16 protein-coding genes and 2 pseudogenes are annotated in these 19,764 nt (G+C 69.9%); 8 read left to right on the top strand and 10 right to left on the bottom strand.

The window, feature by feature from the left end; genetic code table 11:
* Positions 1–192 precede the first annotated feature (192 nt).
* Together FREUN1FDRAFT_RS03035 and FREUN1FDRAFT_RS03030 are read right to left on the bottom strand one after the other, a co-directional pair.
* Entirely contained in the window at positions 193–762 is a 570-nt protein-coding gene (locus FREUN1FDRAFT_RS03035) for a heme-binding beta-barrel domain-containing protein (protein ID WP_006538469.1), read from the bottom strand.
* Positions 763–917: 155 nt separating this feature from the next.
* A pseudogene (locus FREUN1FDRAFT_RS03030) lies at positions 918–1,310 on the bottom strand (alpha/beta hydrolase); the annotation flags it as partial.
* A 523-nt stretch (positions 1,311–1,833) separates the two neighbouring features.
* Here FREUN1FDRAFT_RS03030 and FREUN1FDRAFT_RS03025 point away from each other — a divergent pair.
* Positions 1,834–2,265 (top strand): Zn-ribbon domain-containing OB-fold protein, encoded by a 432-nt coding sequence (locus tag FREUN1FDRAFT_RS03025; RefSeq protein ID WP_006538467.1) that lies wholly within the window; start codon positions 1,834–1,836, stop codon positions 2,263–2,265.
* A gap of 1 nt (position 2,266) precedes the next feature.
* On the top strand, positions 2,267–3,412 hold the full coding sequence (locus FREUN1FDRAFT_RS03020; RefSeq protein ID WP_006538466.1) for a thiolase family protein: 1,146 nt from the start codon (positions 2,267–2,269) through the stop codon (positions 3,410–3,412).
* A 69-nt stretch (positions 3,413–3,481) separates the two neighbouring features.
* Here the strand turns inward: FREUN1FDRAFT_RS03020 and FREUN1FDRAFT_RS03015 are convergent, their stop codons facing one another.
* The gene (locus FREUN1FDRAFT_RS03015; protein ID WP_006538465.1) at positions 3,482–4,111 is read right to left on the bottom strand and encodes a cyclopropane-fatty-acyl-phospholipid synthase family protein; all 630 of its coding nucleotides are present in this window, start codon (positions 4,109–4,111) and stop codon (positions 3,482–3,484) included.
* A 404-nt stretch (positions 4,112–4,515) separates the two neighbouring features.
* Between FREUN1FDRAFT_RS03015 and FREUN1FDRAFT_RS03010 the strand changes: the two genes are divergently transcribed.
* Together FREUN1FDRAFT_RS03010 and FREUN1FDRAFT_RS03005 are read left to right on the top strand one after the other, a co-directional pair.
* On the top strand, positions 4,516–5,010 hold the full coding sequence (locus FREUN1FDRAFT_RS03010) for a MaoC family dehydratase (protein ID WP_006538464.1): 495 nt from the start codon (positions 4,516–4,518) through the stop codon (positions 5,008–5,010).
* A gap of 50 nt (positions 5,011–5,060) precedes the next feature.
* Entirely contained in the window at positions 5,061–5,867 is an 807-nt protein-coding gene (locus tag FREUN1FDRAFT_RS03005; RefSeq protein ID WP_006538463.1) for a CoA ester lyase, read from the top strand.
* A gap of 132 nt (positions 5,868–5,999) precedes the next feature.
* Here the strand turns inward: FREUN1FDRAFT_RS03005 and FREUN1FDRAFT_RS03000 are convergent, their stop codons facing one another.
* Both FREUN1FDRAFT_RS03000 and FREUN1FDRAFT_RS02995 read right to left on the bottom strand, forming a co-directional pair.
* The gene (locus tag FREUN1FDRAFT_RS03000) at positions 6,000–7,490 is read right to left on the bottom strand and encodes a CoA-acylating methylmalonate-semialdehyde dehydrogenase (protein ID WP_006538462.1); all 1,491 of its coding nucleotides are present in this window, start codon (positions 7,488–7,490) and stop codon (positions 6,000–6,002) included.
* 109 nt (positions 7,491–7,599) lie between these two features.
* Complete coding sequence (locus FREUN1FDRAFT_RS02995) at positions 7,600–8,775, bottom strand: amidohydrolase family protein (RefSeq protein ID WP_006538461.1); 1,176 nt, start codon at positions 8,773–8,775, stop codon at positions 7,600–7,602.
* A gap of 25 nt (positions 8,776–8,800) precedes the next feature.
* Here FREUN1FDRAFT_RS02995 and FREUN1FDRAFT_RS02990 point away from each other — a divergent pair, with 25 nt between their 5' ends.
* From FREUN1FDRAFT_RS02990 to FREUN1FDRAFT_RS02975, 4 genes and pseudogenes are all read left to right on the top strand, one after another.
* Positions 8,801–9,664, top strand: a complete 864-nt coding sequence (locus FREUN1FDRAFT_RS02990) for an alpha/beta fold hydrolase (RefSeq protein ID WP_006538460.1) — start codon at positions 8,801–8,803, stop codon at positions 9,662–9,664.
* 104 nt (positions 9,665–9,768) lie between these two features.
* A complete protein-coding gene (locus FREUN1FDRAFT_RS02985) occupies positions 9,769–10,431 on the top strand; it encodes a nitroreductase family protein (RefSeq protein ID WP_006538459.1) in 663 nt (220 codons plus the stop codon).
* Positions 10,432–10,728: 297 nt separating this feature from the next.
* A pseudogene (locus FREUN1FDRAFT_RS45795) lies at positions 10,729–11,643 on the top strand (RNA-guided endonuclease InsQ/TnpB family protein).
* Positions 11,644–11,662: 19 nt separating this feature from the next.
* Positions 11,663–12,661 carry a PaaI family thioesterase gene (locus tag FREUN1FDRAFT_RS02975; protein ID WP_006538456.1) on the top strand — a complete coding sequence of 333 codons (999 nt, stop codon included), beginning with the start codon at positions 11,663–11,665 and terminating at the stop codon, positions 12,659–12,661.
* A gap of 82 nt (positions 12,662–12,743) precedes the next feature.
* On the opposite strand, the gene FREUN1FDRAFT_RS02970 is transcribed toward FREUN1FDRAFT_RS02975, so the two are convergent.
* The 5 genes from FREUN1FDRAFT_RS02970 to FREUN1FDRAFT_RS02950 all read right to left on the bottom strand — a co-directional run bounded on the left by FREUN1FDRAFT_RS02970 (position 12,744) and on the right by FREUN1FDRAFT_RS02950 (position 18,851).
* Positions 12,744–13,919 carry an oligopeptide/dipeptide ABC transporter ATP-binding protein gene (locus FREUN1FDRAFT_RS02970; RefSeq protein WP_369809768.1) on the bottom strand — a complete coding sequence of 392 codons (1,176 nt, stop codon included), beginning with the start codon at positions 13,917–13,919 and terminating at the stop codon, positions 12,744–12,746.
* Positions 13,900–14,967, bottom strand: coding sequence for an ABC transporter ATP-binding protein (locus FREUN1FDRAFT_RS02965; protein WP_006538454.1), 1,068 nt, complete (start codon positions 14,965–14,967; stop codon positions 13,900–13,902). Before FREUN1FDRAFT_RS02965 ends, FREUN1FDRAFT_RS02970 begins: the two co-directional genes overlap by 20 nt.
* Positions 14,968–15,005: 38 nt before the next feature.
* Positions 15,006–16,577 (bottom strand): ABC transporter substrate-binding protein, encoded by a 1,572-nt coding sequence (locus FREUN1FDRAFT_RS02960; protein WP_006538453.1) that lies wholly within the window; start codon positions 16,575–16,577, stop codon positions 15,006–15,008.
* A gap of 346 nt (positions 16,578–16,923) precedes the next feature.
* Positions 16,924–17,901: an ABC transporter permease gene (locus FREUN1FDRAFT_RS02955; RefSeq protein ID WP_006538452.1), complete on the bottom strand. Its 978-nt coding sequence runs from the start codon at positions 17,899–17,901 to the stop codon at positions 16,924–16,926.
* Entirely contained in the window at positions 17,898–18,851 is a 954-nt protein-coding gene (locus FREUN1FDRAFT_RS02950) for an ABC transporter permease (RefSeq protein ID WP_006538451.1), read from the bottom strand. Before FREUN1FDRAFT_RS02950 ends, FREUN1FDRAFT_RS02955 begins: the two co-directional genes overlap by 4 nt.
* Positions 18,852–19,764 lie beyond the last annotated feature (913 nt).

Raw genomic sequence — 19,764 nt, 5'->3', positions numbered from 1 at the left:
GCCGCGAGGGGCCGTCGTGGATCAGCGGGATACCGACCGGGACGCTCCCGGCCGATGGGCGTGGGCGAGGGACGTCGCGTGGGCACCTGGGAGACGGGGCCGTGGTGAGCGCGCGGAACCGTCGTGCGTTCCCGGTCACGCTCAAAGGCACGGCCCCGATCGGCCCGGGTGCCGTCATGGGGATGCCCAGGCCTAGGCGGACAGCTTCCGCAGCACGTTGCGGTCGGTGTGGGCGACCGGGTCGGCGACCCGCGCGTGGTTGATCGTGGTGGTCTCCTCGTACTCCAGGCACCCGTCCGGGCGCACGGTGACGGTCACCTCGTAGGCGGTGGTGTTCGCCGCGCGGGCCAGGTAGGGGTTGGAGAGGATCCCGTACGTGGTGGACCCGAGGTCGGAACGCAGCGTGAAGCTGGTCGCGTCGGGCGCCACGGTGCCGGCGGCGATGAGTGCCTGGCCCCGGGGCACCATGAAGCAGCGCATGACGTGGCCGAGCACGGAGTCCCACAACCAGTAGCCGATCTCGGTGTGGAACGCCTTGTCCTCGCCGAGCGGCCACGCGATCATGTGGTAGTCCAGCCCGTAGAGCTGCTGGGCGCCGTTGTTCACCGGGCCGAACGGCTTGAACGTCATCTTCTCCCGGAACGGCGTTGTGATCATTTTGCCTTCGGTGTTGCCGAAGGCGACGTCCACGCCCTGGTCGCCCTCCCATACGCCGGCCAGAGCCGCCAACGGACCGAACTCCGGACCAATCTTCTCCGCCACCGCCGAGCCCTCCTTGGACCGGAACCGCCCGCAACTTGAACGAAGCGGATATTTCGCCATTTCGCCCGAAGATACGTGGCGAATCGGCGGAATCACTCTCTGTGGGTCACAAGCAGGAGCGCTCAGCGACTTTGGTCATGCGGCCGGGCCGTGGGTCACCGCCGGTGTGAGACACCCGCCGACCGCTGGTTCGGCCCCGCCCCGGGCTGGTGTGCCCGGTGCGCACGGTTCGCGGCCCGGAACACGTGGCGCAGCGGGCTGTTGCGGACGGCCTCGGCCGCGGTGAGGCCAAACGCCTCCCCGAGGTAGGAGTGCCGCAGTGTCTCCAGCTCGTAGACACCGCTGACCAGGCAGGCCCCCCGGATGACGCCGCGCACCCGCAACGTGATCGGCAGCCAGTCGTCCACGAGGCACATGGCCGCCAGATGCGCCCCGGCCGAGGCGCCGGCGAGAAAGATCTGGCCGGGGTCGACGCCGAGCTCGGCCGCGTGGCCGTCAGGCTGAGAGTGGCGTTCTCGGCAGGAGGAAAGCACAGAATCGGGTTGGCATGGCCTGTCATGTCGGCATGGTCACGGTGCTGCCGGGCCTGCGCGGCTCCGGCCCGGATCACGGCGGCGTGCCAGGGGTATCCGCCCTGGTCCGGCCTGGATTGCCGTCGCCTGCGGCGGAGATCCTTATCGTGCGGGTGCGGGTCGGATGCGCATATGCTCCTCCTACCCGAAGGCCGCCGGCATTCGCCGGCTGCTGATCGCCGTCGTCCGGCGAAACGATGCTGACCACGCGGAGGGTTGGAATCCGTTGCATGCCGTCCCCGCACCGGCCGTGCTGCGCCAGCCGCAACCACCAGACGGGCAGGGGTGGCCGGGCGCCTGGCAGGGGGGTCGGCGGTGCGCTTTCGCGGACGGCCGCGTTCCGGCGCGGCGCGGTTCCGCTCCCACCGGCCTTTTCCAGCTCAGGGCCCACGGTCAGGAGCGACGCAGGTTCGCGTCGACGACGGAAAAGGCTTATTCATTCACCTGGGCAAAGCCGGTGACCACGTTACGGGCTGGTCGAGATGCTAGGAGTGTTCTGATGGCCCAAGTTCCCTTTGCTCCGGACGTCTTCACCTGGCCCGCGGAGAAACCACAGCTCATCGGCGCGCGGTGCGCGAGCTGCGCGGCGGTGACCTTTCCCGCCCAGGATTCCTGCCCGCGGTGCGGAAAGCTGGAGATGGAGCAGCTCCTGCTGCCGCGGGAAGGAACCCTGTGGACGTGGACGACGCAGGACTTCCTGCCGAAGGAGCCCTACGCCAGTGGTGAGACCCCGCAGACCTTCAAGCCGTTCGGGATGGGTCTGGTGCAGCTCGGCGACGACGTGCGCGTCGAGGGCCGCCTGACCGTGAGTGATCCCAAGCAGATCCGCTTCGGAATGAAGCTGGAGCTGGTGATCTACCCGTTCCGTACCGACGGGGACGGCACCCAGGTGATGTCCTACGCGTTCGCGCCGGCAGAGGAAGGAAACTGAGATGGAGGACGTCGCGATCATCGGGGTGGGCATCCACCCCTTCGGGCGTTTCGGTGACAAGTCCGCTATCCAGATGGGCGCCGAGGCCATCCGGTCTGCGCTGGCCGACGCGGGCCTTGAGTGGAAGCAGGTGCAGTTCGCCTTCGGTGGCAGCTGCGAGGTGGACAACCCCGACGCGGTCGTCGGCCTGCTCGGGCTGACCGGCATCCCCTTCATGGACGTCTACAACGGCTGCGCCACCGCCGCGACCGCACTGGACCTCACCGCCGACGCCATCCGTTTCGGCAAGTACGACATCGGCGTGGCCGTCGGCATGGACAAGCACGCGTTCGGCGCCTTCACCGCGGACCCGGTCCACTACAGCGCTCCGCCGTGGTACGGGGATATCGGCCATTTCCTCACCACGAAGTTCTTCGGCATGAAGATCAACCGCTACATGCACGACCACGGGATCTCGCACCAGACGCTGGCGCGGGTGGCGGCGAAGAACTACCGCAACGGTGTGCTGAACCCCAACGCGTTCCGCCGCAAGGCGATCTCGGAGGAGGAGATCCTCTCCTCCGCGATGCTGAACTACCCGCTCACCAAGTACATGTTCTGCAGCCCGGACGAAGGGGCGGCCGCGGTCGTGCTCTGCCGGGCCGACATCGCGCGCCGGTACACGTCGAACCCGATCTACCTGCGGACGAGCGTGCTGCGGACCCGTACCTACGGGGCCCACGAGGTGCACAGCTCCTGGGCGGCGGTCGAGCCCGCCGAGGCGCCGACGGTCTACGCCTCCCGCGCGGCCTACGAGGCGGCCGGGATCGGCCCGGGCGATGTGGACGTCATCCAGGTCCAGGACACCGACTCCGGCGCTGAGATCATCCACATGGCGGAGAACGGCTTCTGCGCCGACGGTGAGCAGGAGAAGCTCCTCGCCGAGGGCGCGACCGAGATCGGCGGTCGGCTGCCGGTCAACACCGACGGCGGTCTGATCGCGAACGGCGAGCCGGTCGGCGCTTCCGGCCTGCGCCAGATCCACGAGCTGGTCCTGCAGCTCCGAGGCCAGGCCGGTGAGCGGCAGGTCCCCGGTAACCCCCGGGTGGGCTACGCCCAGCTCTACGGCGCGCCGGGAACGGCCGGTGTGTCGATCGTGACCACCTGACGCACCAGAACCGCTCGAACCGCCTGACCCGCCTCCTGGCGACCTGGCGATGGGCGCGGCCGCCCGGTCTCAGACCGGGCGGCCCAGCCGCAGCGCGTTCTCGACCCGGAAGCCCACCTGCCCGTTCGGGCGGGACATCGGTGCCTCGTACACCTCCCGAAGGTCCACCGACCACCCCCGCACCGTTGTGCCGAGCTCGGCGAGCACGTCGTCGGGGGTCGTGAGGCGGGTGTGCGGGCTGGTCCGGGGCTGCCACGACGGGGCACCGGAATGGCCCACCACCAGCAGGGTGCCGCCGGCGGCGACACGCTGCGCCGCGGCGCGGAGCACCTCGCCGCGTGGCATGCCGACCGGTGAGTGCAGGAACATCGCGACGACCAGCCCGAACTCACCAGGCGGCGGCCCGCAGGCGAGGTCCCGGCACAGCGGGGTCACGCGTTCGGCGACGCCGGCGGCCCGCGCGGCCTCCCGCACCCGTTCCAACGCGGTGGGCGCGATGTCGACCGCGGTGACCTGCCAGCCGCGCGCGGCCAGCCAGACCGCGTCGCCGCCCTCGCCGCAGCCCAGGTCGAGCGCCGTGGTCGGTCCGACGGAGCTGATCTCGCGGACCAGCAGCTCGTTCGGAGCGCCCGTCCACATCCGTTCCGTCTGGCGGTAGCGGTTCTCCCAGAACGCACCGCAGTCATCCGTCCGTGCCACGAGTCATTGTCGGTTTCGGTGTGGGCCCGCCGGCCGCGACCTGTTTCCCGAGCAGGGCCGGTCCTTCGACCTGTCCGGTACCGTCGCCGAACCGGTGGAACGCGGGCCCGGCGGGTCTGACGGGCCGCCTGGCCCGGCACGTGTGGGCGAGCCGGGCCACCCGGCGCGGCAGGCTCCGGACCGATCGGGAATTCGAATACGGGCTGACATCACGACCGACATCGAAAAGCGATATTGGCCACCGTGAAGGGCGGCCGGCTCGACCGGCACCGGAAAAACTGATATGAGTCGGGCCGGGTCGCGTGTGGACGGGTCGGTGTAAACGTTGACAGTCGTCTTGCTTCCTCCGTACAGTACAGGATGTTGTGCGGCTGGGAAAACTGCGGATACATTCGGGTGGAGATGTGAAGCGAATTCAGCAGCGAGGGCTATATTTCGAGGAACTGCAGACCGGCGTTGTCTACGCCCACAGTCCGGGCCGTACGGTCGGTGAGGCGGACAACACCCTCTTCTCCACGCTGACGATGAACCCGCAGAGCCTGCATCTGGACGCCGCCGCCAGTGCGTCGACGGAGTTCGGCGAGCGTCTCGTCAACAGCATGATGACCCTTTCCATCCTGGTCGGGCTCAGTGTCGCGCAGCTCACCCAGGGCACCACAGTCGCGAACCTGGGGTTCGGCGAAATCCGTTTTCCGGCCCCCGTCTTCGCCGGAGACACGCTCTACGCGGAGACCGAGGTGCTGTCGAAGAGGGATTCCCGGTCACGGCCGACGAACGGAATCGTCGTCTTCCAGCACCGGGCCCTGAACCAGAAGGGTGAGCTGGTGGCGCTCGCCGAGCGTACCGCGCTGATGCTGCGGGTTCCGGCCGGCGAGGCCGATTCGGATGCGGCGGGCTGAATCCCGGTGGGCATGAGTTCTCGCCGGTCTTTGTCGAGGTTGGAGAAAGCGTGACCGAGTGGACCCTGGGAGCATCCCTTCTGTTCTGCCCCGCCGATCGGCCGGACAGGTACGAGAAGGCGCTGGCGGCCGCCGAGACGGTGATCCTCGATCTTGAGGACGCGGTCTCCGCGGCGCGCCGGCCGCTGGCCCGTGAGGCGCTCGTCGAGCACCCGGTGGATCCGTCGCGGGTGATCGTGCGGGTCAATCCGCGCACCACCGCCGACTACGACGAGGACCTCCGCGCCCTCGGGCGGACCGACTATCGCGTGATCATGCTGGCCAAGGCGGAGAGCGTCCGCCAGGTCGAGGAAGCGGCGCCGTACCAGGTGGTCGCGCTGTGCGAGACGGCCCGCGGGGTGCTGGCCTCCCCGGAGATCGCGCAGGCGTCGAACCTGGCGGGCGTGATGTGGGGCGCCGAGGACCTGATGGCCTCGATCGGCGGCAGCGGGAGCCGGCTGGCCGACGGGAGATACCGCGACGTCGCGCGGTACGCCAAGTCCACGGTGCTGCTCAACGCCGCGGTGGCCGGTGTGCCCGCGATCGACACGGTCTTCCTCGACACCGCCGACGCGGTGGGGCTGCGGGCGGAGGCCGACGAGGCGGTCGCGTCCGGTTTCGTGGCGAAGGCCTGCATTCATCCGTCGCAGGCGGCGGTGGTGCGTGAGGCGTTCCGCCCGTCCGCGGACGAGGTCGCCTGGGCGGAGAAGGTCGTGGCGGGCAGCACCGACAGCGCGGTGTTCCTGCTCGACGGCCGGATGATCGACGCGCCGCTGGTCGCGCAGGCCCGCCAGATCCTGCGCCGCGCGCCGCGGTAGGAACGCGGGAGCGGGGAACGCGGGAGCCGGGAACATGAGCCGGCAACGCGGGGGAGCCGGCCGGCCGATCGACTCTGATCGGCCGGCCGACCGGTTTCTGGTGGGCGCGTCGGCAGGTGGGGCCAGCGGTTGTCAGCGGTTGGCGGGGAAGACCAGGTCGACGGCGCTGACGGCGGCTGTTTCGGGCCACCGTGAGGTGACAACCTTCGGGCGGGTGTAGAAGCGGATTCCCTCAGGGCCGTAGATCGGCGCGTCGCCGAAGATGGAGGCCTTCCAGCCGCCGAAGGAATGCCAGGCCACCGGGACCGGGATCGGCACGTTGATACCGATCATCCCGACGTTGACCTGCCGGGTGAACCGGCGGGCGGCGCCGCCGTCGCGGGTGAACAGCGCGACGCCGTTGCCGTACTGGTTGTCATTGATCAGGGCGATGGCGTCGTCGTAGGTGTCCACCCGCACGACGCTGAGAACGGGGCCGAAGATCTCGTCGTCGTAGACCCGCATTCCCGGCTTCACCCCGTCGACCAGCGAGCATCCGACGAAGTATCCGTCCGGGCGGCCGGCGGTCTCGCCGTCGACGACGACACGGGCACCCTCGTCGGTCGCCCGCTGCACGTACGAGCGGACCCGGTCACGGTGCTCCGCACTGATCAGCGGGCCCATCTGCGAGGACTCGTCCGTAGCCGGACCGATGACGATGTCCGGAATGCGGGCCGCGATCGCCTCGACGAGCCTGTCACCGATGTCGCCCACGGCGACGACGACCGAGATCGCCATGCACCGCTCACCCGCCGACCCGTAGCCGGCCGAGATGGCGGCGTTGGCGGCCGCGTCGAGGTCGGCGTCGGGCAGCACGACCATGTGGTTCTTCGCCCCGCCCAGAGCCTGCACCCGCTTGCCCGCCGCGGTGCCGGTCTCGTAGATGCTGCGGGCGACCGGCGTGCTGCCGACGAAGGAGATCGCGGCGACGTCCGGGTGGGCCAGCAGGCCGCGAACCGCCTCCGCGTCACCTTGGAGCACGTTGAAGACGCCGGGGGGGAAGCCGGCCCGGGTGATGAGGTCGGCCAGCAGCAGCGACGCCGACGGGTCCTTCTCCGACGGCTTGAGAACGAACGTGTTGCCGCAGGCCAGCGCGTTCGAGAGCATCCACAGCGGCACCATGACCGGGAAGTTGAACGGGGTGATCCCCGCGACGACCCCGACCGGGTGCAGCTCGGTGTGGACGTCCACCCCGCGGGAGACCTCCGAGCTGTGCGCGCCCTTCAGCAGGTGCGGGATGCCGCAGGCGAACTCGACGCATTCGATGCCTCGGGCGACCTCGCCGAGCGCGTCGGAGTGGACCTTGCCGTGCTCGGCCGCGATGGCCGCGGCGAGCTCGTCCCGGCTGCCGTCGAGCAGCTCACGCAGCCGGAACAGCAGCGTCGCCCGCTGGGAGAGCGAGGAGGCGCCCCAGGTGCGCGCCGCCTCCACCGCGGCGCGGACCGCGGTGTCGACATCCACCGGTGACGCGAGAGTGACCTCGGCGGTCTGCACCCCGCGGGCCGGGTCGAACACCCGGCCGAGGCGGCTCGGGTCCGAGGGGGCTGCGGCGGTGCCGTTGATCCAGTGGCCGATCGTCTTCACGCGGGCGTACTCCTGACTCGCAGCCAGGCGCCGGGCCTGCTGCGGTGGCGGACAGGGGATGCCGTGGTGGCCGGGAACGGGAGGAGCGGGCCACCGCGGCGGCGATGCGTCAGAGCCGGTACAGCTTGCGTGCATTCTCCCCGAGAATCTTCGCCCGGGTCTCGGGAGCGAGCGTCGCCAGCTTGGGCGCGACGGTCTCCAGCGGGCTCGGGTAGAGGCAGGTCGGATGCGGGAAGTCGGTCTCGAAAAGAATGTTGTCCTCGCCGACGGCCTCGATGAGGGCCGGTAGGTTGTTCCGGTTCTTCTCGAACCAGAAGGTGGCGTAGATGTTGCTGCGGAAGTACTCGGAAGGCGCCTTGCCGAGCGCGGCGAGTTCTTCCGGCGCGTTCTCGGCCATCTCGTAGTCAAGGGCCTCGAGAATGAAGGGGATCCAGCCGACGCCGCTTTCCACGGACACCGTCTTCAGCCCCGGGTGCCGGTCGAAGATACCGGAGAGAATGAGATTGGTGACGACCCTGGCGTTCCCGATGAACAGCAGTGTGCCGCCGATGGCGAGCTTGGTGTTGCTGCCGTGGGACTCCCACGGGTACTTGCCGTAGAAGGTCATCGTCGTGACGCTGGCCCCGATGTGGAAGTGGACCGGCAGCCGCAGCTCGGTGCAGACCTCCCAGAACGGGTCCCAGGCCCGGTTGGCCAGGTCCGGGGCGCCCAGGTCCTGCGGGTCGGAGGTCATGTTGACCCCACGGGCGCCGAGCGCGTGCACCCGCCTCGCCTCCCGCGCGCACAGGTCGACGTCCCAGGCGGGCATCAGCGGCAGCGGGAGCAGCCGGTTGTTCGAGTCGCTCTGGATCTCGGCCATCGCGTCGTTGTAGATCTCGACGGAAAGCCTGGTCAGCGCCGGGTCGCTGGCGGCGCCGAGGTCCTGGCCGCCCAGGCCGATGGTGCTCGGGAAGATGATCTGGGCGTCGATGCCGCACTCGTCGAGCACCCCGAGGCGGACCTGGGGGTCGTAGGCCCCGACATGCACCTGGTCGACCGTCCAGTGGTGCAGGGCGATGTCGGCGGCCTCCTTGCGGCCGTCGCGCCCGATGACACCGGCGGCGCTGAAGCGCCCCACCGGCTTGCCGTCGAAGATCCACATGGGAGTGCCGTCGACATCGGCTACCCGCGGAACCCGGTCGCGGTACGCCGCCGGCGCGCGCTTGGTGAACAGATCGGGCGGCTCGGACCAGTGGGAGTCCGCGTCGACGATGAACAGGCCACTCTCTTTTAGGGAACTTGACATAGACATCAATGTTAATATGTGAGCCATGGCACTAGCAACGGTTGACGGATTATCGATCTCCTACGACCTGATCGGCGCCGCCGGACAGCCCTGGGTGATTACTCCGGGTGGTCGGTACAGCAAGGACGATCCGGGAATCCGTGAGCTCGCGGCGGAGATCGCGGCCACCGGCCGGCGGGTACTGGTCTGGGACCGTCCCAACACCGGCGAGTCGGACGTCTGCTTCGACGGCGAGTCCGAGTCGCAGATGCAGGCCGACGCCCTCGCCGGGCTGATCCGCCACCTCGACCTCGGCCCGACCGTCATCGCGGGTGGCTCGGGCGGCTCCCGGGTCTCCCTGCTCACCGCGGCGCGCCACCGTGACATCGCCGCCGGCCTCGCGATCTGGTGGCTCAGCGGCGGCGTGTACGGCCTGATGAGCATCGGCGTCCACTACGCGGCGGGCTCCTTCACCGCCGCCTGGCACCGCGGGATGGGGGCCGTGGCCGCACTGCCGGAATGGCAGGAGCCCATCACCCGCAACCCTGCCAACCGCCAGCGCATCCTCGACCAGGACCGCCGGGAGTTCCTGGCGACCATGGAGCGGTGGATGGCGGTCTACAGCCCGCGCGACGGTGAGCTGGTCCCGGGCCTGCCCGACGACGACGCGCGCGGCCTGGACATCCCGGCCCTGGTGTTCCGCAGCGGCGAGAGCGATCTGCACCACCGGCGCGAGACCTCCGAGCGCATCGCGCAGCTGCTCCCGCGGGCCGTGCTCGCCGAGCCGCCGTGGGGTGACACCGAGTGGAACGACCGGCACGCCCCCGAGGCGGTCAAGGAGGGCCTGTTCGCCCGCTGGCCCCTGCTCGCCCCGCCGCTGCTCGCATGGGCGGACGAGGCCCTGGCCTGACCGCGCGGCCCCGCTGTCGTTCAGCCACGTCGTCACCGCTGTCGTTTCCCTCATGCCGCGTCGTATCCGTCCAGGGGCGCGGTGCCGAAGGAGTGTAAAGCCGAATGAGTGATTCCGAACCCGGGACCGCGCCCACCATTGACCTGCGCGAGGCCATGCGCACCGCGCGCTCGCTGCGCCGGTTCCGCCCCGACCCGGTGCCGGACGAGGTGCTCGCCCGCTGCCTGGAGGCGGCGACCTGGGCTCCGTCCGGTTCGAACGCGCAGGCCTGGCGGTTCGTGGTCCTGCGGTCGCCCGAGGCGCGGGCCGTGCTGGGCCCGGCGTTCCGCGAGGGCTGGGACTGGGTCCGCACCATCTACGGCCAGTCCGCCGAGCCGCCGGCCCCCGACGACATGTCACGCCAGGCCCGGCTCACCCGCACCATGCTGCACCTGGTCGACAACTTCGAGAAGGTGCCGGTCTACGTGCTGTTCTGCTACCGCCTGTCCGGGTTCGTGTCCGAGTTCATCGAGGCTGGCTCGATCTTCCCCGCCATGCAGAACTTCCTGCTCGCCGCCCGGGCCGAAGGGCTCGGCACGGTGCCGAGCACATGGTTCACCTTCGGGGAGGACAAGCTTCGGTCGGTCATCGGGATGCCGGACGACTGGCGGATCGCGTCGCTGGTCGCGGCCGGCTGGCCGGAGGGTAAGCACGGTCCGGTGCGACGCCGCCCGGTGGGCACCGTGACGGCTCTCGACACCTGGGACAACCCGTTCCTGCCGAGCTGACACCCTGCCCTCGACCGGTGCCCGGAATGTGTCTTTGCTGACACGCAGGCGTCCCCGGCTTGTCCGGGCGACGGAGCGGACCGCAGGATGCGGAGACTGAATCCTGCTGCCGCGGCACGAACCATGCGTCCGGACCTCGTGGCGGAGACGCCGCAGCGGACGAGCATGGAGGGCATCCGTTCGTGACCGATAAAGGTAGCGCGCAGGCCCCGTCCTTCAGGGCGGGGTCAGCGCATCAACTCCGCCGCCAGGGCGACCGCGGCGTGTTGTATTCTGCCGGCTATAGGGAATCGGGTGGTGAAGCGGGCATACAGGTACCGTTTCTACCCGAATCCGGAACAGGTAGAGAACCTCGCGCGTGCGTTGGCCGAACGGCATCGGGCCTGGGTCGAGGAGCAGCGCAGGTTCGGTCATGCCGAGACCGACAGGATACTCACCGGGTGGAAACGCGGGCCGGATACACGGTGGCTCGCCGAGCCGTCGAAGGGGCCGCTGCAGGCGACGCTACGGTATTTGCAGGCCGCGTATGTGAACTTCTGGGCGAAACGGGCGGGCTACCCGACGTTCAAAAGGAAAGGAAAGACCACCGATTCGGCGACCTAGCTGCCCGAGACCGGGGCGCGGGTGGGGATCGACGCCGGGGTCACGTCGCTGGTCACGTTGTCGACCGGGGAGAAGGTCGCCAACGCGGGGCACGAGAGGCGGGATCGGGAACGCCTCGCCCGGGTGCAGCGGGCGCTGTCCCGCAAGGCGAAGGGCTCGGCGAACCGGGCGAAAGCCCGGGCTCGGGTCGCCCGGGTCCATGGTCGGATCGCGGACCGGCGTCGGGATCATCTGCACCAGTTGTCCACGAGGATCATCCGCGAGAACCAAACGGTGGTCGTCGAGGACCTGGCGGTGCGGAACATGGTCCGGAATCGTGCGCTGGCCCGGGCGATCTCGGATGCGTCGTGGTCGGAGCTGCGGCGGATGCTGGAGTACAAGGCCGGCTGGTATGGCCGGGAGGTCATCGCTGTCGACCGCTGGTATCCGAGCTCGAAGACCTGTTCGTTCTGCGGGGCGCGGGTCGAGGTTCTGCCGTTGACTGTTCGGGAGTGGGCCTGCCGGTGTGGTGTGGTGCACGATCGGGATGTGAACGCGGCGCGGAACATTCTGGCCGTGGGGCTCACGGTGTCAGCCTGTGGAGACGGAGTCAGACCACCCCGTTCCTAGAATGGGGAGGCGTCTGTCGATGAAGCAGGAAAACCTGCCCGTGAGGGTGGGAATCACCGGCCGTCAGACCGGGGAGGATGTCAACAGTGGTTTCGGCCTGGCGACAGGTCCGTCCGTTCCGACTGCGGCGACGGTGACCGTGGCGGCCATGGCCGCCACGGCGGATGAGGAGATCGGCGGGCCACAGGCGATCTTCCGGGTCGGTGGCTACCGGCAGCGGCCCGACGGCGCCGAGCTGACCATGGGGGTCGGCCCCTGGCTCACCGGCGTCGGCGCCACCACGGCCGTCGGTTCGCTCGGCGTGCTGGTCGACGATGTTCTCGGCCGGCCCGTCTTCATGGCGCGCCCCGCCGGGAGCCACCTTGTGACGTTCGAGCTCTCGGTCGAGATCGTCACGCCGCCGCCCTGGTCCGGGCCGCTGCTGCGGGCATACGGCACGGTCGTCGACGTCGACGCGGCGCGTGGGCTGTCGCACTGTGAGATCGTCGACGGTGCGGGCCGGCTGGTCGCCACCGGGCGTGCGCACCTGCGCTTCGTCGCCGCGGGCTGGGCGCAGCCCCAACGGATCGGCGCGACGACCGTGGCCGGGGTGAGCGAGCTGTCAGCCCTCGACGTCCTCGGTCCCGCCGCGTGGAACGGTTCCCTCACCTCCTCCGCGCCTGCCCGGACGTCCGCGGTTGCCGTCGCCGCCGTGGCCGGGTCGGGTGACACCACGGGCGGCACGCGGATCGTGGTGCCGGCCCGCCCGGAGTTCGGCAACGGCAGCGGTGCCGTGCACGGCGGCATCCTGTTCTGCGGCATGGAGCAGGCCGCGGTGGCGGCTGACGACCCCGAAGGCCTCCTGCGGACGACCTCGGTCACCGTGCACTACCTGCGCAGGGCCGAGGTGGATGCCTCGGTCAGCTACGACGTCGTGCCGGAGCACCGCGGGCGCTCGGTCGCCGTGTACAAGGTGACCGCCCGCGGGCCGGCCGGCAAGCCCTACTGCGTCGCCACCGTCGCCCGCACCGCTCGTTGAAGCTGCGCTGCCGACGGTTCCGTGGGTATCGCGGGTTCCGGCAGAACCGGTCGAGGCGGTTGCCGGTGGCTCACCGGATGGCTCACTCGGTGGCGTCCGGGCCGCTGCGCACCTTGGTCGTCTTCTGCCCGGTGGCCGGCTCGGCTTCGGGCGTGGGCGTGGGTTGGGCCGTGAGCGTGGCATCGGGCGTGGGCGTGGCATCGGCGATCGGGGTGGGCTCCGGCTCGACGGCGGTGTCCGCCGGTGTGGCCGACGCGGCCAGCGTCACCGGCGTCAGCGGGAAGTGGCAGGCGGCGAACTGTCCGGGACGGATCTCGAGGACCGGCGGCTCCTCGGCCTCGCAGCGCTCCTCGGCCCGCGGGCAGCGGGTCCGGAAGCGGCAGCCGGACGGCGGCGCCAGCGGTGAGGGCAGGTCCCCCTCGAGCGCGGGGCCGGTGAAGCCGCGAGCGGCGTCGGTCAGCGGCACCGAGTCGAGCAGCGCCCGGGTGTAGGGGTGCGCGGGCTGGTCGTAGACCAGGTCGGCGTCGCCGAACTCGCATACCTTGCCGAGGTACATGACCAGGACGTCGTCGCTGACCGCCCGCACCACCCCGAGGTCGTGGGCGATGAACACGACGGTCAGGTCGAACTCGGCCTTGAGCTCCTCGATCAGGTTGAGGATCTGCGCCTGCACGGAGACGTCCAGCGCGGAGACGGGCTCGTCGCAGATCAGCAGGCGGGGCCGCAGCGCGAGCGCGCGCCCGATCGCGACCCGCTGGGCCTGCCCGCCGGAAAGCTGGCGCGGCAGCATGTCGGCGAACCGCTCGCTGCCCAGCCCGACCTGTGACAGGACCTCCGCCGAGGCGGTCGCCCGCTCGGACTTCGGCGCCCCGGCGACGGCGAGGCCCTCGACGACGATGTCCTTGACGGCGCGCCGGGGATTCAGCGACCCCACCGGGTCCTGGAAGATCATCTGGATGGAGCGGCGGAGCTCACGCATCCGGTTCTCGCTCACACCGTCGATGCGCTCGCCGGCGAAGGTGATCTCGCCGGCGGTGAGGCGGTCCAGGCGCAGCACGGCCCGACCGGTGGTGGACTTGCCGCAGCCGGACTCGCCGACGATGCCGAGTGTCTTTCCGGGCAGGACGTCGAAGCTCACCTTCGAGACGGCCTGCACGACCCCGCCGCCCGTCGGGTACTCGACGACCAGCTCCCGCACGCTGAGCAGGGCTTCCTCGCCACGCAGATGCGCGGTCCCGCTACCGGCCAACGAGCTCACCTCCGGTGAGGTTCTCGGTGCCTGTCTGCGCGGGGCGCAGACAGGCGACCTGGTGGTCAGCGCCGACGGAGGTCATCGTCGGCCCCGGGTCGGAGCACGCGGTGTCGGCGTGCGCGCATCTCGGCGCGAACCGGCAGCCCGCCGGCGGATCGGTGGGGTCGGGCAGGGAGCCGGTGATGAGACGCATCGGCGCGTGGCGTTCGTGGGTGATGGTGGGTGTCGCCTCGAGCAGCGCGTGGGTGTAGCGGTGCCGCGGCGCGCCGAAGACCTCGCCGGTGGAGCCGGCCTCGGCGAGCCGGCCGGCGTACATCACCGCGGTCCGGTCGGTGCGTCCGGCGACGATGGCCAGGTCGTGGCTGATGAGGATCATGGACATGCCGTGGCTGCGCTGCACCCGCCGCAGCAGGTCGAGGATCTGGCGCTGGACGGTGACGTCCAGCGCCGTGGTCGGCTCGTCGGCGATCAGCAGCGTCGGCTCGCAGGCCAGCGCGGTCGCGATCATGACGCGCTGGCGCATCCCGCCGGAGAGCTCGTGCGGGTAGTTGCGCAGCCGCCGTTCGGGGTCGGGCACCCCGACCTCCCGCAGGAGGTCGAGGGCCCGGGTGTGCGCCTCGCCGCGGCTGACGCCGAGATGGCGTCGCATTCCCTCGGTGAGCTGGCGCTCAACCCGGACGACCGGGTTGAGCGACCGACCGGGGTCCTGGAACACCATCGCGATCTGCTTGCCCCAGATCTCGGCGCGTTGCCGGCGGGGGAGGGAGAGCAGGTCCCGGCCCTGGAACAGCACCTCACCCGAACAGCCGGACCGTCCGGGCATCAGCCCCATGATCGCCCGGGCCATCACCGACTTGCCGGACCCGGACTCGCCGACCACGCCGAGCGCCTGGCCGTGGTCGAGGTCGAGGGAGACGTCGTCGACGGCCCGGACGACACCGCGTGGGGTGCCGATGTACGCACGCAGGTTACGCACCTGCAGAACAGGCCCAGCGCTGCCGGTGGGCTCGGCGCTCGTTGCCTGCGGAGCGCTCTTGACGGGCTCGATGCTCATGGGATGCGGGACCTCTCCTCCGCCCTGCGGACGACCGACTACTTCTTGATCCAGATTTCCTCGGGAAGGAGTGAGCCGCTGCCGTACTGGTGCAGACCGCCGACGTCGGTACCGGCGATCGCGGCGAAGTTCGGCCGGGTGTAGAACACCAGCGGCGAGAGCTCGGCCAGCCGCTTCTGCACCGTGGTGTACGCGGTCTTGCGTTCCGCGTCCGTCGTGGCGACCCGCCCGGCGGCGAGGGCGTCGGTCAGAGCCTTGTCCTCGATGCCCGAGAGGTTGGCGGCCGAGCCGCTGGCGAAGGCCGTGGTCAGCCGGGGGTCGGGGCTGGTGAAGAAGGCGGAGCTGACCAGAACGTCGAAGTCATAGGTGCTGCGCAGCTTGGGCACCTCCGCGTAGTCGACGACCTTGACCTCGACCTTGACGTTCTTGTAGCGGCTGAGCTGCGCCTGGATGTTCTCCGCCAGCGTGCGGTTCTCCGTGCTCGCGAACGAGGTGAAGGTGAAGGCGACCGGCTTGCCCTCGGCTGCCAGCTCGTCGAACAGCTTCTGGGCCTTGGCAGGGTCGGTCTTGTGCAGCGGGACGTCCGCGTAGAGCGGTGAGTCCTTGGTGAACAGCGTCTCGGGGACCTCGCCGGTGCCGTTGTAGACGGCCAGGTTGGCCGCGTCCAGATCGATCGCGGCGTTGAACGCCTGCCGGGCCCGGATGTCGTTGAACGGCGCCCGGCGGGTGTTCAACGCCATGAAGAAGCCGCCGTTGAGAACAGCCACGTTGACGTTGAGGTCCGCGGAGTTGCCTTTGTCGATGTTGACCGGGTTCGAGTCGATCTCGATGTCGGCGCCGCCGCTGGTCACCGTGTTGATGCGCTGGCCGGCGTCGGTCACCGCCCGCACGACGAGGCTGTCGAGGTAGGGCTTGGGCGCGTCGTAGTACTTCGGGTTCTTCACCAGGCGGAGCTCGGCCTGGCGGGACCAGCTCTGCAGCTTGAAGGGGCCGGCGCCGACCGGGTTCTTGTCGAACTCCGCCTTGCCCTTCTTGAGCGCATCGGGCGAGGCGATCCAGTTCAGCGAGCTGTTGATGATCGCCCCGGCGAAGGACGGTACCGGGCTCACCATCGTTGCCTTGAGAGTGACGTTGTCAACCACCTCGGTGGAGGCGATCAGTGATCCGTCCGCGAGGTACGTCGAGCGGTTGGCCGGGTCCCGGAACCGGTCCCAGTTGAACTTCACGGCCGCGGCGTCGAGCGGGGTGCCGTCGGAGAAGACCAGGCCCGGGCGCAGCTTGAGGGTGAAGCTGGCGCCCTTGTCGGTCGTCTCGAACGACTCCGCCATCCGGTAGACGACCTTGCCGTCGGCATCGTCGATCATCAGCGAGCCGTAGAGCGCGTTGCCGATGACGCCGGCGATGACCGCGTTGTTCCCGCTCACCACCGGGTCGAGACTGCTCGGTTCGCTGAGTGCGAGGATCCGCGCCTCGCCGCCGGCCACCGGTTGGCCGGTGACGCCGGATGTCGACGTGGTGTCAGCTTTGTCGCTGCTTCCGCCGCATGCCCCCAGAGCGAGGACCGTGCCGCACACGATGGCGGCCACGGCAGTTCGGGTCCTGCGTAACATTTGCTGCCTTTCGCTGTGGTGGATCGTGTCGATATCCGGGCGGGCAACGGCGTCCCGACCGTCGCCCGGATGGCGGACATCCTGGTGAGCCGAGCCGTGAACTGACCTTTCGCGGCTGTCCGCAGCCGGCGTGGGCACGGCCGGCCGGGCCGGCCGACGGGGCCGGTACGTCGAGGCGGTGGCGAACCGACGCCGTACAGCGGACAGCCAGCAGCGGAACGCGTGGGATCGGCGTCGAGCGGCCGTGGGGCCGTCCGGATGGTCATCTGTGCGGCGGTGTGACCATGCGCGCGGTCGCGGCCGACGCCGTGACCGACGCCGTGCCCCGGCAGGGTCCGGCCCGGAGCTAGTCGCGCATGGTGCGGTCGAAGCGGTGGCGAAGGTGGTCGCCTGCCTGGTTGAGGGCGAACACGGTGAGGAAGATGGCGGCGGCCGGCACGAAGACCATGTGGGGGGCGTTCTCGATGGCGTCCTTGCCGTCGGCGATCATGCCGCCCCAGCTCGGCTGGGGCGGTGGGATGCCCACGCCCAGGAAGCTCAGCGAGCCTTCCGCGACGATCAGGGCCGCCATCACGACGGGCAGGAACGCCCCCAGCGGGGGGAGCAGGTTGGGCAGGATCTCCTTGACCAGGATCCGGCCGTGGCCGGCGCCCATGTTCCGGGCGGCCGTGACGAACTCGCGCGACGACCAGGCGATGGTGTTGGCCAGCGCGAGGCGCACGAAGGTCGGAATGATCAGCAGTGTCAGACCGACCAGCAGCGTCCGTACGCTGGGGGTGAGGATCGAGGACAGGGCCAGCAGCAGGATCAGCGGCGGGAAGGCCAGCATGGCGTCGGTGATCAGGCCGATGACGGCCTTGGTCCGTCCGCCGAGGTAGCCGGCGAGCATCCCGAAGAAGGTGCCGATGGCCGCGCCGATGAGGCCGGCGGCGGTGCCGACGAGCAGGGACACCCGGGCGCCGTAGATGCAGCGGGAGAGGATGGACCGGCCCTGCTGGTCGGTGCCCAGCAGCATGTCGAACGACTCGAAGCTCGGTGGCTGGCGCGGCCGGCCGATCGGCACCGAGTAGGACGTCAGCGGTAACAGGTCCGCGATGGCGGCCAGCAGGATCATGGCGATCAGCCAGCCGAAGGACAGCGCTACCAGGATCGAGCGTCGCTCGCGCACCGCGGGCACGTCGGGAAGCGCGCCGGGCGCCGCCGCGGCCGGCGGCGGGGTGTTGTCGGGCGCGGTGCCGTCGGGCGCGGTGCCGTCGGCCGTGGTGCCTCCCGGTGCGGTCTTGGACAGGGCGGTGGTGTTCGCCACGACATCGGGGCTGGTCATGCGGTCGCCGCCTTCCTGACGCGCGGGTCCAGCCAGCCGTAGCTGAGATCCACGAGCATGTTGATGACCACGTAGACCACGGCGATGAACACGACGACGCCCTGGACGGTGATGACGTCGCGGGCGGTGATCGAGTAGATGACGAGCTGCCCGAGCCCGGGCAGGGAGAAGAAGGACTCGACGATCACCGTGCCGCCGATGAGGCGCCCGAGGTTGATGCCGACCAGTGTCACCAGGGAGAACGACGAGGGACGCAGGGCGTGGCGGGCCATCACGTAGCCGGGGCTCATGCCCTTGGCCCGGGCGGCGCCGATGAAGTCCTCGCGCAGCGTTCCGACCAGGTCGGTGCGCAGCAGCCGGTGGAACGAGGCGATCTCGGTGAGCGCGATGGCGATGACGGGCAGGATGACGCCGCGCAGGTTCTCGCCGGGGTCCTCGCTGATGCGGGTCCAGCCCGTTACGGGGAACCAGCCGGCCTGCAGGGCGAACACGTAGACCAGCACCGGCCCGGCGATGAACGCGGGGACGGAGAGGAAGACCGAGGACAGGGCGGTGATCGCCCGGTCGAGCAGGGAACCCGGCCAGGCCGCCGAGGCCACCGCCAGCGGCACGGCGACCAGGAGCGCGACGAGCAGGCCCAGCGCGGCGAGTTCCAGCGTCACCGGAAGACGTTCGGTGATCGCGTCCAGCACCGGCTGGTGGGTGATCGGCGATGTGCCGAGATCACCGGTGACGGCGTCGCCGATCCAGTGCACGTACTGTGACCACAGGGGCCGGTCGAGCCCGAGCTCGGCGTTCAGGGCGTCGACCGCTTCGGCTGTCGCGTTCTCGCCCAGGATCACTGAGGCCGCCGACCCCGGCGCCAGGCTGAGAAGTGCCACGGCCCCCATGGTCACGAGTAAGACCACGAGCAGGGCGCGGCCGATACGGCGCGCAGCGGTGAGCAGCATACAGCTCGCTTCCTTGATCGTCTGAAGGTCGCACGGACAACGACCGAACTGACCCGAGTTCCTCACTGAGGGCGAATACGGCGATATGGCGTGGGCACCGTTATAGCCGTAGATGGCGCCGTTGCCAACATTCCTCGGGGAGGTTGACGGTCGCCGACAGAGCTGTCTGTCGACCCTTCGATCAGGCGCTCGCCAAAAGGTTCGGAGCCGCCGCGGGATGGATGATCATGAAAGTTGCAGACCCGTTTAGCGACATTTCGGACATCGAATTTCCGTATGATGGAGTGCTATATCTAATTTTCGGAAATAACGTTCCCGAGTCTTTATAAGCCTTGTGAATGGTGCTGTTGTGAATTCTGGAGGGGGCTCGACCGTCGGGTCCGGCCCGGCCTCGGCGCGGGTCGCGGTGGACTCGCGGCGGTGCCCGGAATGGCGGCGGATGTGGTCGAGGCCACTGTTTTGTCGGTGGGTGGCCGACCCCGTCGTCCCGGGTGAGCGCAGGTCCCGCGTTCCCGACAGTGACGGCGGTCACCAAATAGTGGACGGATCCACGTGCGTCGGGCGGGAAAACCGGTGACGGATCATCCGGATAGCGGCCGATGTCGAGCCTGTCGGCGTCGACCGACAGGTGATGTCACGGCATCGGCGTCCATGTCTGTCGAGGCCCGCATCCGCGGGTTGGTGCTGGAGCGGTGGCCGTGTGCGGAGGTCGGCTGGGGGTTTCGCCGCCGGGGTCGGTCGCAGTGATCCGGGTCGGGCGCCAGACCGGGGCCCGAGGCGGCTGCGGCCAGCGGTCTGCACCGGTGCGGACCGGCCGGGAAGCCCGAGAAGTCATTGAGTTGACGGGGTGCCGGTATTCGGCGCGCGGCCGTTTGGTCGCCGTCGCGGGTGGGCGGCCGCGGGGGCGTCCCCC

The sequence above is a fragment of the Parafrankia sp. EUN1f genome, from assembly GCF_000177675.1.
Lineage (GTDB): Bacteria > Actinomycetota > Actinomycetes > Frankiales > Frankiaceae > Parafrankia.
Note: the sequence above shows the minus strand (reverse complement) of the source record. Positions and strands in the feature narration are given on the sequence as shown.